This window comes from Magnetococcus sp. PR-3 (genome assembly GCF_036689865.1).
GTDB lineage: Bacteria > Pseudomonadota > Magnetococcia > Magnetococcales > Magnetococcaceae > Magnetococcus.
Genome location: NZ_JBAHUQ010000034.1, coordinates 55241 through 71455 on the forward strand (window position 1 = coordinate 55241; position 16215 = coordinate 71455).

General features: G+C 47.0%; 12 protein-coding genes. 7 read left to right on the forward strand and 5 right to left on the reverse strand.

What is annotated here, in order from left to right; genetic code table 11:
• Positions 1-135: 135 nt before the first annotated feature.
• Positions 136-2400, forward strand: coding sequence for a two-component system response regulator (locus V5T57_RS16945; RefSeq protein ID WP_332892441.1), 2265 nt, complete (start codon positions 136-138; stop codon positions 2398-2400).
• Between the two features lie 18 nt (positions 2401-2418).
• Here the strand turns inward: V5T57_RS16945 and V5T57_RS16950 are convergent, their stop codons facing one another.
• The gene (locus V5T57_RS16950) at positions 2419-4080 is read right to left on the reverse strand and encodes an SPOR domain-containing protein (protein WP_332892442.1); all 1662 of its coding nucleotides are present in this window, start codon (positions 4078-4080) and stop codon (positions 2419-2421) included.
• Between the two features lie 478 nt (positions 4081-4558).
• On the opposite strand from V5T57_RS16950, the gene V5T57_RS16955 reads away from it, so the two are divergent.
• The 4 genes from V5T57_RS16955 to V5T57_RS16970 all read left to right on the forward strand — a co-directional run bounded on the left by V5T57_RS16955 (position 4559) and on the right by V5T57_RS16970 (position 10597).
• Complete coding sequence (locus tag V5T57_RS16955; protein ID WP_332892443.1) at positions 4559-6190, forward strand: ATP-binding protein; 1632 nt, start codon at positions 4559-4561, stop codon at positions 6188-6190.
• 8 nt (positions 6191-6198) lie between these two features.
• On the forward strand, positions 6199-6645 hold the full coding sequence (locus tag V5T57_RS16960) for a response regulator (protein ID WP_332892444.1): 447 nt from the start codon (positions 6199-6201) through the stop codon (positions 6643-6645).
• A 5-nt stretch (positions 6646-6650) separates the two neighbouring features.
• A complete protein-coding gene (locus V5T57_RS16965; protein WP_332892445.1) occupies positions 6651-9035 on the forward strand; it encodes a response regulator in 2385 nt (794 codons plus the stop codon).
• 179 nt (positions 9036-9214) lie between these two features.
• The gene (locus V5T57_RS16970) at positions 9215-10597 is read left to right on the forward strand and encodes a DUF2779 domain-containing protein (protein WP_332892446.1); all 1383 of its coding nucleotides are present in this window, start codon (positions 9215-9217) and stop codon (positions 10595-10597) included.
• A 5-nt stretch (positions 10598-10602) separates the two neighbouring features.
• Here V5T57_RS16970 and V5T57_RS16975 read toward each other — a convergent pair whose 3' ends face one another.
• The 4 genes from V5T57_RS16975 to V5T57_RS16990 all read right to left on the reverse strand — a co-directional run bounded on the left by V5T57_RS16975 (position 10603) and on the right by V5T57_RS16990 (position 13657).
• A complete protein-coding gene (locus V5T57_RS16975; protein WP_332892447.1) occupies positions 10603-11364 on the reverse strand; it encodes a TIGR00266 family protein in 762 nt (253 codons plus the stop codon).
• A gap of 36 nt (positions 11365-11400) precedes the next feature.
• A complete protein-coding gene (locus tag V5T57_RS16980) occupies positions 11401-12150 on the reverse strand; it encodes a hypothetical protein (RefSeq protein WP_332892448.1) in 750 nt (249 codons plus the stop codon).
• Positions 12151-12179: 29 nt separating this feature from the next.
• Positions 12180-12554: a response regulator gene (locus tag V5T57_RS16985; RefSeq protein WP_332892449.1), complete on the reverse strand. Its 375-nt coding sequence runs from the start codon at positions 12552-12554 to the stop codon at positions 12180-12182.
• 137 nt (positions 12555-12691) lie between these two features.
• Positions 12692-13657 (reverse strand): DUF192 domain-containing protein, encoded by a 966-nt coding sequence (locus V5T57_RS16990; RefSeq protein WP_332892450.1) that lies wholly within the window; start codon positions 13655-13657, stop codon positions 12692-12694.
• A 200-nt stretch (positions 13658-13857) separates the two neighbouring features.
• On the opposite strand from V5T57_RS16990, the gene V5T57_RS16995 reads away from it, so the two are divergent.
• Positions 13858-15135 (forward strand): bifunctional O-acetylhomoserine aminocarboxypropyltransferase/cysteine synthase, encoded by a 1278-nt coding sequence (locus V5T57_RS16995; RefSeq protein WP_332892451.1) that lies wholly within the window; start codon positions 13858-13860, stop codon positions 15133-15135.
• 610 nt (positions 15136-15745) lie between these two features.
• Positions 15746-16215, forward strand: a 470-nt coding sequence (locus V5T57_RS17000) for a PAS domain-containing protein (RefSeq protein ID WP_332892452.1), incomplete at its 3' end; no start/stop codon positions are given.

Genomic DNA, 16215 nt, shown 5'->3' on the forward strand with positions numbered 1-16215 from the left:
TTTGGGGCGTTGTTCAGTCATGACTGTTGCATGAGAAGCATTAGATAACCACACGCAATGGTATTAGTTTCTTACCACAATTGAAGTATTAATCATGAGACAAAAACACAGGTCAGAGAAAAGGTCATTGACACCATGAAGGTGATGTTCGTGGATGATATGGCCACTGTACGCATGCTTTATGGGCGTTTGCTCTCCCAAAGTGGCTACGATGTGGTATTGGCAGAATCGGTACAGGATGCTTTGGATAAAGCACGCCAGGAACATCCTTTATTAGCCATTGTCGATTATCACATGCCTGATGGAACAGGTGCTGACCTGACCCGCGCCCTACTGGCTGAAGAGGCGACCTCTGATATCTTGGTCGTTATGCATTCACAAAGCTTGGATGTTATTGCAGACTCCCTGGAAGCAGGGGCGATTGATCTGATCCATAAGGAGGACCCTAAAGAGGTCTTTCTTATGCGTGTTGCTGCCATGGGTCGCTTTATTGAAACCCAAGAAGCTCAGCGCAAAGCCGAAGATGAAGCCCGCCGTAAACAGTTGGAAGCCGCAGAACATATGCGCCGGGTCGAAGAACAAGCCCGACATTTATTGGAACATCGGGTTCAAGAGCGTACCCAGGAACTCACCCAAATCAATGCTCGCCTAAGTGATGAAGTTGAAGTGCGTCAGCGGGCTGAAAGTGGCCTTCGTTTAATCCATAAGGTGTTTGAAAACACTTCTGAGGCCATTATTCTTACGGATATTCAGGGTGTTATTATTGACACCAACCCGGCCTTTTCAGAAATAACCGGCTACAGCCGAGAAGAGGCGGTGGGGAATAATCCCCGCTCCTTTAAATCAGACCGTCACGATGACAATTTCTACCAGGATATGTGGAAAAAAATCGCTGAGGAAGGGTTGTGGCAGGGAGAAATATGGGACCGACGCAAAAATGGTGAAATCTATCCCAAGCGTTTGACCATCAACGCCGTCCGCAATCATGAAGGTCGTGTTGAGAACTATATTGGTATTTTTTCTGATATTAGTGAGAGTAAAGCCACTGAACTCAAGCTGGAACGGCTGGCGTATTACGACGCCCTGACCCAGCTCCCAAACCGTATGCTGTTTCATGATCGGTTGGAGCATGAATTTTATGCAGCCCAGCGGCACCGTAAACAGGTGGCCGTCTTCTTTATCGACTTAGATCGCTTTAAACAGGTGAATGATACCCTTGGCCATAGTGCTGGAGATGAACTGCTACAACATGTTGCGCAACGTTTGGAAGGATGTGTGCGGGCCAATGATACTGTGGCACGTATGGGGGGCGATGAGTTTACCGTTATTCTCGCCGATATTCATGATAATGAGTCGGTAGCCAGAGTTGCGCGTAAAGTGCTCGAAGAGTTGCAAAAGAGCATCCATATTAAAGGGCACGATATCTTTGTTGGGGCCAGTATTGGTATTGCCCTCTACCCCACCAATGGCAGCAATGTCGAGACCCTCACCAAAAATGCGGACATGGCGATGTACCGAGCCAAGGAGAGTGGCCGGGGAAATTATAAGTTCTTTAGTGAAGAGATGAACGTCAGCACCAGTGAACGTCTCTCCCTGGAAGCTCAGCTCCACCATGCGGTGAATAACCAGCACCTTGAAGTACACTATCAGCCTAAACTGAATATGCAGACGGGTATTATGGTCGGCATGGAGGCTCTGGTTCGCTGGCCACAGGATGATGGAAGCATGATCCCCCCGGATCATTTTATTCCAGTCGCGGAAGAGACTGGCCTTATTGTCCCTCTCGGTCAGTGGGTTATGCGCCAAGCCATGCAGGATTGTGCTCAGTGGGTGGCGAAGAGTGATCATAGTTTAAGGGTGGCTGTTAATCTTTCAGCCCGTGAGTTTCAGGCCCCTGGACTGGTGGCGAGTATTGAACAAGGGTTGCAAGAGACCGGGCTTGCCCCCGCACACTTTGAGGTGGAAATTACTGAGAGCTTAATGATGCACGATGTGGAGACCGCCATTGCGACCCTTAAACAGATCAGCGATCTGGGGATTCATATTGCCATGGATGATTTTGGTACAGGCTACTCTTCATTAAGCTATCTCAAACAGTTCCCCATCCACTCACTCAAGGTCGATCGTTCCTTTGTGCAAGATGTACCGGATGACGCCAATGATATTGAGATTATCGCGGCGATCCTATCTTTGGCTAAGGTATTGAACCTTAAGGTGGTGGCGGAAGGTGTTGAAACCATGGATCAGGTGACCTTCCTTAAGCAAAACCACTGTGATGAATGTCAGGGCTACTATTTCTCTAAACCGCTTTCAAAGTTGGACTTTGATGCTTTTTTACCAGAAGTAGAGTCCCACTCAGCACGTCTACTCTCCAGCGTTTCTGAAGTATCTCTCCCCTAAAGGGATACGGTTTATGGGTCAATCCCAAGCTGCAATCACGCGGCCAACATCCAAATGATTGCTCAGCAACTCGATACGTGCCTTTAGGGCAAGCTTTCGCTCTTCAAACGGACCTGCATGTAAACGTACCATCTCTTCATCTTTGATGGTTCGCTTCTCCTCACGTATGGAATAACCAAGCTTTTTCACCCGCAAAGAGACCTCTTCAGCAATGCTCGATCGCTTAAAGTAACCCAACTCTACCCAATAGCCACTGTGACTTGGTTGCATGTCAGATTCAGGTTCAGGTCTCACACTGGCCATATCATCAATCGGCGTCAAAATGGCGCCAGGATTCTGCTTAGTTGTGGAAGAGACTTTGCTGATCTGAAGTGGTTTGTGCTGGGGAGTATCTGTTGGATGCAACTTGCCATCTTTAGAGTCTATAGCCTGATGTTGTCGATGAGAAGAACGCTTGCGCTCGCTATCCGCCATGGCTGTTGGGACAGACTTTCCATCCTCCCGATTGATCGATGATGCCAGCATTTGAGGTTTCAGATCACTGGGTTTGGCGTGAGATATCGAAGGGGCAGGCTTCAATTGGCTTGAGGATGCTTGATCTAACAACCCATGTGTCACGTTAGGTTGATCGGCATGCTCCGACTTAACAACCCTCTCAGGATCAGGCAAGCGTGTTGCTGGTTTTTCAGGATTAGGCACTTGTTGAATTTTAGGTGAAGAGGCTTGGAGAACAGACAGCTCAGCACCTACATCTTCAGGGGCATGCTCTGCTTTATGCTGGGCATTGGTCAATGTCTGCGGTGTTGTTACTGGCGTGCAGATGTGTTTAGCATCCCTCTCGCTGGGTAGAAACGGTTTAATTTCAACAAATTCTTGAGAGCCTTGATATCCAGAGAGCTTTTTTAATTGTCTACGAACCCAAAGCGCCTGATCACTCTGCACAGGGCAGTAAGCCAAGCTACGCTCAAACCCGTGTAGCGCTACAATGGATTTATGGAGTAGCATATCATCCAAGGCGGTATGCATAAGCCACTCACAACGGCGCATCTCATGACGGCCCTGCTTTAAAGTCAAAGAGAGTGCCATTAATTGACGGCGATCAAGCTGACCCAAATGAAACAGAGCCAGTGACTCTTGCCATACATAGGGTTCTAAAGAAGGGAGTTGGGCTTCAAGCCAAGCTCTAGCATCCTTTTGACCATTTTGCACCATGGCAAAGAAGCGCCATAGTTTGGGGTATGGCGTTGGCAAGTTAGGATGCTTATCTAACAGAGAAGAAAAATCCTCCTGACTGCCCGTATAATCTTCCAAAAACAGTTTAACCATCGCCCGATTATTGAGATACCGGGGATGTTCCGGATGAAGGGAAAGGGAACGATCTAGGTCTTTTAATGCTTGTGCATCTTGCCCTAAACGTTTGTAGGAGGATCCTCTATTATTTAAAACAATGGCCCGCTGTAATGGCGTTAAGTCTTCATGTTGTAATGCTTGGGTAAAAAACTTAATGGATGCCGCATACCCTCCCCGTTTGGCGACCAATTCCCCCCGGTAGGCCAAATTTAAAGCATTTTGTGTTTCTTGTTTGGGAGGCTTTGGCCGTAAAAGTGTGGCACAGCCTGAAAGCGCTAAAGAGATGCTCAACACACATAGAACACGAAAAGTCTGATTCCACAAATACATAAAAAACACCTCAAGAGCTACAGGGGCTGCACCACCCGCACGATCATCTTTATCTTGTCACAATCTGTTATTGTATAATGATTTTTTTTGATCACAACCGTTTGTTTTTCTTTCATAGCTTTCAACCTTTATGATCATGAAGGTTGAACTCAAAAGAGGGATATAAACCTTAATAAATGGGCCCATATCGCGCTAAAAAAGAAAATCATGACGGCAAAAAATTAACACATATCAACTAAATAAACGTAAGGAGTTAAAAATTTAATAAAAAAAGATTATAAAGGTTAGAACCGTAAGAAAATAATGATTCGTTGTTGCATCCCGATCAGATACAAGAGATTCTCATTGATGTAGCTGTACATTACATTTTTTGGGAGTTTTTTTACGCTGTGTTACTCTAAAACAGTGCCACGTTGGACAATTTACTTGTTTTAATCAGATGGGCCTTCTTGTCTGGTTTTATGCAGGGGAGTGACGGATGACAGATCCAAAGACACCTACCGCCCCTAATAACGCTACCTTAAGTCTAGAGTCTTCGGGCTCCTTAGGAGCTGCGCGTTCGTCTGTTATCCGTTTTGCCATTATTGCCACCATCGTATGGAGCACTGTCAGCCTTCTCACGGTTTTCTGGAGTTACCATCGTGAACGAGGCTTAGCCAAGGAGTTGGCATCCAAAGAGGCATTGGCACTTTTCAAAAAAGATCTGGCTTTTCGAAAGTGGGCAACCGCCCATGGTGGAGTCTATGTAAAACCAGATTCCAGAACTCCGCCTAACCCCTATCTGGGGCACCTTCCTAATCGGGATGTTTTAACCAGCGAGGGTCAAGAGCTGACCTTAATGAACCCCGCTTATATGATGCGACAAATGACCACTGAATTCCAAAAAGCCTATGGTATTCGGGGACATATCACCTCATTAGTTCTTCTAAATCCGATCAATGAACCCGACGGGTGGGAACGTTTAATTCTTGAGCAGTATGAGACAAATCCACGTGAAGTAATCTCTGAAGAGATTATTGAAGGGGACCCCTACATGCGCCTAATGCGGCCCATGTTTATGACCAAAGGGTGTGTAAAGTGCCATGGTCATTTGGGTTTTAAAGATGGTGACCTTCGGGGAGGGATTAGTGTGGCTGTCCCGCTGGCGTCCTACTATTTGGCCGCCGATACATCTACCCGTAATGTGATTGTCATTACAGCATTGCTGTGGTTGCTGGGGGTCATTGGGTTAATTATTCACACCAGAGACCGTTTGGCCCAAATTGGTGTCCTGGCCGATAATACCCAGCGGCTGGAAACAGAGGTTAAGACACGTTTTAAAGCAGAACGGGCACTGGAGAAGGCCAATACCAGCCTGCAAAGTAAAAATACAGAGCTTGAACAGATTGTATATGTCACCTCACACGATCTACGTTCACCTCTGGTCAATATTCAAGGGTATGGTAAAGAGCTGGCTTTTAGCCTTAAAGAGTTACACGCCTTGCTTAAGGATGAGGCTATTCCAGTAAAGATCCATGACGAGATGGGGCAGATTGTTGATGAGGATATCCCTGATGCCCTGGACTTTATTCAACATAGCACGAAAAAAATGGATGGGTTGCTCTCGGGCTTATTAAAAATATCAAGACTCGGTCGAGCTGGTGTCACCATTGAGGAAGTTGATGCAACATCCGTTGCCAAACAAGCGGCTAAAGATTTTGAATTCCAACTTGATGAACACAAAATCACCTTGGATATTCAGCCCCTACCAAACTGCCACGCAGATGTGATGCAGTTGAATCAAATTTTCTCCAACCTGATTGCCAATTCCATTAAATACCGTACACCTGATCAGTCAGGTAAGATCTCGATTACAGGTGAGATCCAAGGCAAATTTGCCGTGTATACCGTCAAAGATAACGGTATTGGTATAGCTGAGAGCCACTTGGCAAGAATTTTTGATATTTTTCACCGTCTACATCCTGAGACAAGTGATGGTGAAGGTATAGGGCTGACCATTGTACAACGTGCGCTGGATCGTCTGAATGGCGAAATATCCGTCACATCAACTTTGGGTGAAGGAAGCGCGTTTCAATTCCGTTTACCCCTTACGACATCTAAAATATCATGAGCCTATCTATGAACAATGAAGTAACCATTCTGATTGCAGAAGATGATTCAGGCCACGCAGGGTTGATTCGCAAAAACCTGAAGCGGGCAGGTATCTCCAACAATCTTCATCACTTTAAGGATGGGCAGGAAGTTATCGACTTTCTTTTTTGCCTTGGGGAGGGCCCTCATCGCGAAAAAGGTGAAGCCTACATGCTGCTGTTGGATATACGCATGCCGCGTATGGATGGTGTTGAAGTCCTTAAACGCATTAAAGAGGACCGGGCTCTACGCAAGCTGCCTGTTATGATGTTAACCACCACCGACGACCCCAGAGAAATAGAAAAATGCTATGATCTTGGGTGTAGCAACTATATTACAAAGCCCATTGACTATGATAAATTTGTGGAAGCGATCCGAAGCTTGGGACTTTTCCTAAGTGTGGTTCAAATTCCACATGTTAACGGTCTTGATTAAACACCATGTGCCCCACTGATACCGCATATGCTCATACGGCCTCCGTTCAGATCCATGCCAGTGGTTGGACAATTTTGGTGGTGGAGGATGATGAGGGGTTAAACCGGCTTATCCAACGACGTTTAAAGCGCGTTGGTTACCGTACCGATGGCGTCATGCTTGGTGAGGATGCGTTGGCATTTCTCAAAGAGAGCAGTCAACAGGTATTGGTGTTGGTGGATTACTTTCTGCCGGATATGAATGGTATTGATCTGGTACGCAAGCTATGTGCACTGCCCACTGAAATTCCCTTCATCTTTATGACAGGCCATGGAGATGAGCAACTGGCTGTTGAAATCATGAAGCTGGGTGCTGGGGATTATTTAATTAAAACCCAGGAATTTCTTGAAACCATACCTACAGCCGTGCACCGCTTGCTGCAAGAGATGGAAACCAAGCAACAGCTGGCACAAGCTCAAGACCGGTTGCGTAAAAGTGAAGAGAGTTTTCGACTTTTGCTGGAATACTCCCCTACCCCAATGGCTTTGGCCGATAGCCACAACAAACTTGTCTATTTAAATCGTTGCTTTAATGATACCTTCGGCTACACCACGCTACAGTTAAAAAACTTGCCTGATCTATGGGATCTTGCACAAGATCGGTCACGGATTGAAGCAATGCCTCAGTGGGGTAGTGTCCAGCAGACCCCATTACAGGGGCTGGAATTACGCTGTAAAACTGGAAAAGTTCGTACTGTAGATGTTGTAACATCAACCATATCAGATCAATTTTTATTGGTTTTTCATGATATTTCACAGCGGATTGAACAAGAAGCTGCGCTACGTGAAAGTGAAGCACGTTTCCGCCAGCTGGCAGAGAATATTGATCAAGTTTTTTGGGTAGGATCTTTAGACTGGCAGCAAGTCTATTACATTAACCCCACCTTTGAGCGGTTATGGCGTATAACCAGTAGCCGCCTGCTGAAAGAACCCTTGTGCTGGTTAGAACCAATTCCCCAAGAGGATCAAGAAAAAATTCAGCAGATTATTCCCAGCCATGCCGATGATATTACAGGGCCAATCACCTTTCCAGAGTATCGCATCTGTCATGCGGATGGGACCACGCATTGGATTCAGGCTCGAGCCTTTCCAGTAATGGATGATCACGGTAAAGCGATACGTATTGTCGGTGTCGCGGAAGATATTACCGTTAGCAAGCAGGTTCAGCAGGAGATTTTACAAGCAAAAGAGCAGGCGGAAGCCGCCAATGTGGCTAAAGGAGAGTTTTTGGCCATTATGAGCCATGAAATTCGCACCCCCATGAATGCCATTTTGGGTATGTCAGATTTACTGACAGAAACAGATCTGTCACGAGAACAGCGCGATCATCTAAAAGTCATTCAGCGTAACGGTGAAATTTTAGGTGCGCTGATTAATGATATTTTAGATCTTTCCAAGGTAGAAGCAGGCCACCTTCAAATCGAACAGACCCGATTTGAGCTACCTGAATTGATGGATCAGATCAATACCATCTTCTCCCCTCTCTCTTTGGACAAAGGGGTACAGCTCAATACGGTTATTGGTCCTGAACTGCCCACCCACTGCTTGGGGGATCCTGTGCGGCTAAGACAGGTCCTTATTAATCTGGTGGGGAATGCCATTAAATTCACTCCAGATGGGAGTATTTTAGTAAGTGCAACGCTAAATCCTGTGGAGAAATGCGTGATCTTTAGCGTGTCGGATACAGGTATTGGTATTGCCCATACTCAACTGGAGCATATTTTTAATAAATTCTCTCAGGCCGATAGCTCCATTACCCGTCGATATGGAGGAACAGGGTTAGGCTTAGCTCTAAGCCGTTCATTGGTCGAGGCCATGGGGGGAAAAATATGGGCAAACAGTACCGAAAGTGTGGGCAGTGCTTTCCACTTCTGCTTACCGCTGGATGGCCCCCAATGTGGTTTAAAAACGGTTGATATTCAAATACTGACATCAACAACCACAGAACAAGAGGCTGTGCACGAATCTGATACCTTAAGCGGGCACTCGCTTTTGCTGGTAGAAGATGCCACGGATAACATTACGCTTTTCAAAGCTTTTTTGAAGAAGAGTGGCCTAGACCTAACCGTTGCTACCAATGGCCAAGCCGCTTTGGATCTTCTACAAGATAGAGATTTTGATCTGGTTATTATGGATTTACAGATGCCCATTATGGATGGATATACAGCAACCCGACTCTTCCGGGCATTGGAAATGGAGGAGAGCCGTACCAGGACGCCTGTTATTGCGCTTTCTGCCCATGCTATGGTTGAAGATGTTGAAAAAAGTCTACAAGTTGGGTGTGATGCTCACATCACCAAACCCATTGCCAAGAAAAAATTACTCAGCGTTATTAAGCAGTGGCTGGCATAAACCCTGTTCTTTGTTAAACCGCTGACTTAGACTGAGCATGCAACACTTGGTTTTTTGCCCCCACCTTTAATGGACGAGTATTGGCCTCTAAGGTCTCCATGAATCTTCTTTCTTTATCTGACATTATCCATCACCGCCTCTGCCCAAAACGTTTATGGTTGTCCTACCACAAGTCATCCATGCTTAAGGTAGGCTCTGAGTTACGTCCTCGTCTTCAAAACCAGTTTTATCACTATCTTGCTCAGGCCTATCAAAACCCTTGGCGCTCAGATCCCACATTAACCTGGCAAGCGCGCATGGAACAAAGCCACCATGCACTCAATAATGCCATTCCATCAGCCTACATTAAGCCCCTGTTGCATCATCGAGGTGTTTGGTGTGAAGAAGGGATTTGGGAACCCCAAGGGAAAGGCTATAAGTTGGCTTGGGTACGCGCAGCAACAAAGCTTAAACCACGTTATATTGAAGAAGCTGCCATCGCCAACTGGATCGCCACCCAGATGGGGCTGGTTATTGAGAAAACAGAGGTATGGAATTTACACAAACGGTATCACCAACAGGGGGTTGGGCGTAACAGTCGGTTGATTAAGGCTGTTGAGATTGATCAACAGCTCAGTGCCTGTATCGCTCAGGTACCCTTATGGATTGAGCAGGTCCACAACACCCTTGCGGGGCCACTCCCCCAAACCAGCATGGGTAGCCACTGTCATAGAAGTCACTGCCCATTTCTTAACGACTGTGCCCCACCACTGGTTGAAGGTGCGCATCCGGTCAATTGGTTGTCACGCTCACCTGATCTGGTCAAGGGTCTACAGCAACAAGGTTTTCATGATCTTAAGCAGGTACCGTTCGATAAATTAAAGAAAAAGCACCATCAACGCATGGCGCGTGTCGCTCGGAGTGGTCAGGCTGAACTGGATCACCATGCATCTAAAATTCTGCGAGAACTACCCTATCCTCGTTATTTTATAGATTTTGAAACCGCTTCTTTTGCTGTTCCACCTTGGGATGGGGTAAACCCCATTATTTCACAAGTCCCTTTCCAGTGGTCGTGTCATAAAGTTGAATCGGACGGTCGCTTAACCCACCATGGTTTTCTTGCAGAGCCAGATGATGATCCACGCCGAGCCTTTAGTGAAACTCTGCTCAATGTTGTTGGCCTGCATGGCCCAGTTTTTGTCTATAACGCAACCTTTGAAAAAGGCCGTATGCAGGAGATGGCCAACCGCTTTGATGATCTTGCCGATGCCTTGAAAGCTGTCCAAGCCAGAGTCATTGATCTACACCCTTTGGCCAGGGATCATTATTATCATCCCAGCATGTGTGGTTCTTGGTCATTGAAAGCTGTTTTGCCTACCCTGAATAAGGGGCTAAGTTATGAAAACCTTGGCATTAAGGATGGGGAGCAAGCCCAAGCCGCTTATTTGGCTTGGATGTTCGATGAGATGTCTGTAGAGAGGCAGGAGCAGATCCGCAAGGACCTGCTCCTCTATTGTGAGATGGATACACTGGCTCTGGTTAAAATGGTAGAGCGTTTTCAACAAGGTTTAGAGGGAGAGTGATTCTCTTACTCTGCAGGGGGCATACGCTCAAGAATACGGTCAGCTAAATTGGCAAATGGCAGGCTTTGTAGCCAGACACTTCCTGTCCCCTCAAGTGTTGCTAAGAAGATACCCTCGCCACCAAAAATCATGGATTTCATACCACCAGCTGCTTCAATGCTGTACTCAATACCCGGTGTAAAACCAACCAGACACCCTGTGTCTACAAGTAGACGCCCACCCTCTAGCTTTTTCTCAACAATCACACCACCAGCATGGATAAAGGCCATACCGTCACCACTGAGTTTTTGTAAGATAAACCCTTCCCCCCCAAAAAAACCTGCCCCCAACTTACGACTAAACGCAATGGAGACTTCCGTGCCCAGTGCGGCACAGAGGAAGGCATCCCGTTGGCAGTAGAGTGTTTGGTCGGGCAAGGTGCTCATATCCAGTGGAATGACCTTACCTGGAAAAGGGGCGGCAAAGGCCACTCGTTTCTTACCTGAACCCTCATTACGAAAATGTGTCATAAAGATGGATTCGCCGGTTAAAGCACGTTTACCAATACTTAGCAGCCCCCCCAAAAAGCCTTCATCTGCTTGAGAGCCATCCCCCATCTTGGTTTCAAAGGAGATACCATCCTCCATGTAACACATGGTTCCTGCTTCAGCAATGACCGCTTCATTGGGATCCAGCTCAACTTCCACCAATTGCAAATCGCTACCATGGATTTCATAATCCACTTCGTGACACTGCTTACCTTCAGCTTTTCGTCCCCAAGGTGCCATGGTTCATCTCCTACACAGTTGTAAAAAAAGTGCCTTCTATAGCTCTCTTAAACGTTGGACTATTTGACTTAACCATGCTTCTTTCATTTTTTGTAGCATCGGGCTGGGATGGGCAAAGAGCATCGGTTGGCCCTCCACAGGCACACCGACCATTGGCCGACCTTGCAGGGTTTGCATCGCCTGTTGGACTAAGGGTAATAACCCTTTATGCCGCCCCCAACCAACCAATACAGGGGTAGACCTATCTGTCCCCATCAATCCCTGACACTCCTTAGACCGGCCTGGGGCAAACAGTGCATGCATTCCCCCCCCCGGTTGTTCGGCAAGATCTTTAACCAGAGCGATAAGGCGAGGACTTTTGGTCTCTCTTAAGTCAGAAATATTCATCACTCGAGCATGTTGGTAAGACATAGCGGCCATGACACGCATAATCTGATATTGGGTATTATCGGGTTGTGTCGCGACCCAGTTGCGTTGCTCTAGCCCTGTGGTTGGATCTTCCACAAAAGGTATTTCATAGGTTTTATCCAATGGGCGGGAACTACCTGGGTTCATCATAACAACCAGAAGGTCAGGCTCTTTCTGCTCCAAGTCCTGCAGGGTACTGGGGGTGTGATCGTGGGCAATAAGCGTTAAGACAGAGCGGCATGCGTGCTCTTGCCCTGCAAGGAGTGTACGATAAAAATGACCATAGACTCCAAACTGTTTTTTAAGGTCAGCAGCCCTTAGTGCATTAGCCTGCTGAATCATTTTTTGGTTGGTTCGGTTGGGGACCAGGGTGCCCATAGTTAAGATCACACTCCAACAAAATAGAACTACGCAGGTGCCGTAACACGCGCCAATACATCAGGTTCTATGGGTTTAGAATAGAGGGCTGTCATTCCTGCCCGCTTTGCTGAAACCACCATATCCGTGCTGTCATCAGCGGTTAGACCAATGATCGGTGTTTCTGCGTTAGGTCCAGTGGTTCCACGGATATTTCTGGTGGCACTTAAGCCATCCAGAATAGGCATGGTAATATCCATTAAAATTACATCAAAGTGGTTCTTGGCTGCTTCTTGCGTTGCTTCAGAACCATTGGTAACCAGTTGTACCTGGTGACCTTCATCTTCCAGCATCCCTTGGGCAAGAATGGCTGCAATGGGGTCATCTTCAGCCAGTAAAATGGTTAAAGGCTTTTTAATAGACATTTGGCGAACCCTAAATATGGAGTCTTCGTTAAATTTATAGTTAATCCATGAATAAAAGCATAGCGGATCCAACCCGCTTAGGCTACGAGCAAATTATTACGGTTGTTTAAAGTTTTCATCCCGTCAGTTCCCTTCCCTCAAAGTATTTCAAAGGGAAGCGCTGGCATGGTTGGGTAGAAAAAATCCCACGTTTCCCAGTTACCTTCAGGGGGTAAATTAATATGTCTAGGCGCTAACAGAGGGGGCTTTTTCCCCTGACCATAAAGCGGCAAGGTTCGACGAGGGCTGGGTACCGCTTTTACCTGCCTACGCAACTGGCGCACCTTGGCATCTGGTACCGATTTAAAACGAATACGCGGGGTGGACCAAATGGGATTGGTAGCCCTTATAGGATCTGAAGGCTGGATCATAATACGAATGGGGGCCGGGGACTGGGCCGCTAAAGGTAGATCCTCTACCCGCTCAATTTCTAATTCTTTAGCCTGAGCTGGGGGGGGAGAAAAAGCCTTGCCCTGCCCTGGCTTAAAGAAAGCTTCTTTTGACCTTGGCGTCCTAACCGCAATGATTGGATCAAGCGCCACACTTGGTTCATTCACTTGTTTGGAGGGGTTGGCATCCGCCAGATATGAGCGATCAGACCACAGTGGGGTATACTGAATATAGTCACCAGGCATAATCCCCAGGTTGGTCACAGTCCCAGCCTTGACCTCAAGTACGCCCTTAACCACACCCAGTGAAGGGTAACGGGGGCAACGTGGAGCTTCTGTCATACAAGGGGGAACTTGCTGGTGAATGGTTATGACCTTTCCCGCAGCATCGATAAACAGCATATCCAGTGGAATACGCATATTCTTCATCCAAAACAACTGGTGTCTTGGCGTGGGAAGAATAAAGAACATCCCCTCTTTGGCCGGCAGGCTATGGCGGAACATTAAACCCTGTCGAATTTGATCTGGTGTTTGCGCCAGCTCAACAATCCCCTGCCATCGTACATGCCCTTGGGGACTACGAACCTCTAAAGGGTAGCGGGACTCAGGCACAGCGGCACTTAGATCTGTAAGCACCAGCAGCATCATGCCCATCCATAAAAAGATCCGAACCATGGAGCCTCACCAAAGTGGGATGAAAAACCTCCTAAAGATAGCATTGTAACAGAGCGGACCCAACCAAGTTATTGCATTGATCAGATCCTCTTTTGCCTTTTCTGGTTAAGCTGGCTAGTATGGATTTTCTCGATGTCAAAAAACCTAAAAAAATCGAATCTTTCTCCTGTCGATTCTGTTGAGCAGAAAGGGATGCAGCAATGAAACTTGAGACCCTGGCGATCCATGGTGGCTTTGAACCTGACCCAACCACCAAAGCGGTGGCAGTACCGATCTATCAAACCACCTCTTACGCCTTTGATAATACCCAGCACGGGGCTGATCTGTTTGATTTAAAAGTGCCAGGAAATATCTATACCCGCATTATGAACCCCACCACCGATGTGTTGGAAAAGCGGGTTGCCGCTATGGAAGGTGGTATTGCAGGGTTGGCTTTTGCCTCTGGTATGGCTGCCATTACAGCATCCATTCAAACCATCTGCCGGACTGGGGACAATATTGTCTCTGTCAGTGAACTGTACGGCGGCTCCTACAATCTTTTTGCCCATACATTCCCGCAGCAAGGGATTGAAGTACGGATGGCCAAATCAACTGATTTGGATGGTATTGCTGCCCATATTGATGATAAAACCCGTGCCATTTTCTGTGAATCCATTGGCAACCCAGCAGGTAATGTGGCCGATCTTGGAAAATTAGCGGACATTGCCCATAATGCTGGTTTGCCACTGATTGTGGACAACACCGTGCCAACCCCATACATCTGTCGCCCCATTGAATATGGTGCCGATATTGTGATCCATGCCCTCACCAAGTTCATGGGTGGTCACGGAACCAGCATTGGCGGTATGATTGTGGATTCAGGTAAGTTTCCCTGGGCCGAACATGGTGACCGCTTCCCCATGATGGTTACGCCAGATGTCTCCTACCACGGGGTGGTGTATACAGAGGCCTTTGGTCCAGCAGCCTATATTGGACGTTGCCGAGTCGTACCGCTGCGTAACATGGGTGCCGCCCTCTCACCTTTCAATGCATTCCAGATTCTACAAGGTATTGAGACCCTACCTTTACGTATGGACCGGCATTGTGAAAACACCGAAAAAGTCGCCGAATATCTGAATAAGCATGATCAAGTGAGCTGGGTACGCTATGCCGCCCTGCCTGACAGTGCGGATCATGCTTTGGCTAATCAGTATATGCAGGGTAAAGGTTCCGGCATTCTCTGTTTTGGTATTAAAGGCGGCCGTGAAGCAGGTGCTAAGTTTATTGATGCCCTTCAACTGATCGTTCGCTTGGTTAATATTGGGGATGCCAAATCTCTGGCTTGCCACCCCGCAACGACAACCCATCGTCAACTAGGAGATGAAGAGTTGTTGAACGCAGGGGTATCCGCAGACTTGGTACGCTTGGCCATTGGTATTGAGCATATTGATGATATTCTGGCGGATGTAGAGCAAGCTTTGGAAGCTTCTGCAGGCTAACCGCTCATCTGTACCTATTCCGGCCACCTACAAGATTGGTGGCCGGAATAGTCATATTCACCGCCGTCACTTGACCTCCCTCCCCCTGCAATCTCCTACTTTTCTGATTGACTAAACGTAAACGCGTCCTGTCGTATACGATAGCCTGTTATGTAAACAAAATAGAGAACTGTGGGGACTTCCCACCCTGTTCATGCACTTCTTTATGTTATTTAGATGAGGTCGTTTGATCTGTTATTGATTATTCTTCAAAGCGTACCATCTAACGGTTACAGCCTTATTTTGTATAAAAAAACATAGGGAAACCTGGTTACCTATCGACATCAGCTACTCTCTCAACGCCTAGCCTCTAGGCTTCATCAAAGGAGCTTACGATGGCCCTAGCGGATTGTTTAATACGTTGTAGCGACGTTGAGTCACCTTAATGGGATGGGCTATAAACCTTACAGATTATATCTACCCAGTATTTTTCCTTTCACTCTGCTTAGGGCTGCCATAAAATTTACCTTCTATGCAGAGCCTTGGGTGCCCGTTTGTTTTGGGGAAAACAGACAGACCCAACCTTCAACTCTGTTCTAAATACCTTTAAGGCCTCTAAGGATATCTGCTTGTGGGTGAGGATCTTTTTCAGACGGATTATCGCTTGCTGTTTGAGCGTTCAGCCGATGCGATGCTGTTGATTGATGGCCAACAATTTATGGATTGCAACCAAGCAACGGTTGACATGTTGGGCTACCCAAACCGACAGCAATTGCTGGATACACACCCTTCAGAGCTTTCCCCCCCTCAACAACCAGATGGTCAAAACTCATTTGATAAAGCCAATGAGATGATTGCCCAAGCCATGCGTAAAGGGAGCCACCGTTTTGAGTGGACCCATCGCCGTGCAAATGGTGAAGATTTTCCCGTTGAGGTGCTACTTACGGTCATTCCATTTAAGGGACGTGAAATTCTTCATACCGCTTGGCGTGATATCACAGAGCGTAAAGCGGCGGAAGCAAGCTTACGGTTGGCCAAACAGATTTTGGAGAGTACCAGTGAAGGGGTTATCGTAACCGACCTGACCCCTGTCATTATTGA

Coding starts and splice junctions, on each gene's coding strand:
- V5T57_RS16945 (WP_332892441.1), top strand. CDS start 136: ATGAAGGTGATGTTCGTGGATGATATGGCCACTGTACGCATGCTTTAT.
- V5T57_RS16950 (WP_332892442.1), bottom strand. CDS start 4,080: ATGTATTTGTGGAATCAGACTTTTCGTGTTCTATGTGTGTTGAGCATC.
- V5T57_RS16960 (WP_332892444.1), top strand. CDS start 6,199: ATGAACAATGAAGTAACCATTCTGATTGCAGAAGATGATTCAGGCCAC.
- V5T57_RS16965 (WP_332892445.1), top strand. CDS start 6,651: ATGTGCCCCACTGATACCGCATATGCTCATACGGCCTCCGTTCAGATC.
- V5T57_RS16975 (WP_332892447.1), bottom strand. CDS start 11,364: ATGGCACCTTGGGGACGAAAAGCTGAAGGTAAGCAGTGTCACGAAGTG.
- V5T57_RS16985 (WP_332892449.1), bottom strand. CDS start 12,554: ATGTCTATTAAAAAGCCTTTAACCATTTTACTGGCTGAAGATGACCCC.
- V5T57_RS16995 (WP_332892451.1), top strand. CDS start 13,858: ATGAAACTTGAGACCCTGGCGATCCATGGTGGCTTTGAACCTGACCCA.
- V5T57_RS16980 (WP_332892448.1), bottom strand. CDS start 12,150: ATGGGCACCCTGGTCCCCAACCGAACCAACCAAAAAATGATTCAGCAG.
- V5T57_RS16955 (WP_332892443.1), top strand. CDS start 4,559: ATGACAGATCCAAAGACACCTACCGCCCCTAATAACGCTACCTTAAGT.
- V5T57_RS16970 (WP_332892446.1), top strand. CDS start 9,215: ATGCTTAAGGTAGGCTCTGAGTTACGTCCTCGTCTTCAAAACCAGTTT.
- V5T57_RS16990 (WP_332892450.1), bottom strand. CDS start 13,657: ATGGTTCGGATCTTTTTATGGATGGGCATGATGCTGCTGGTGCTTACA.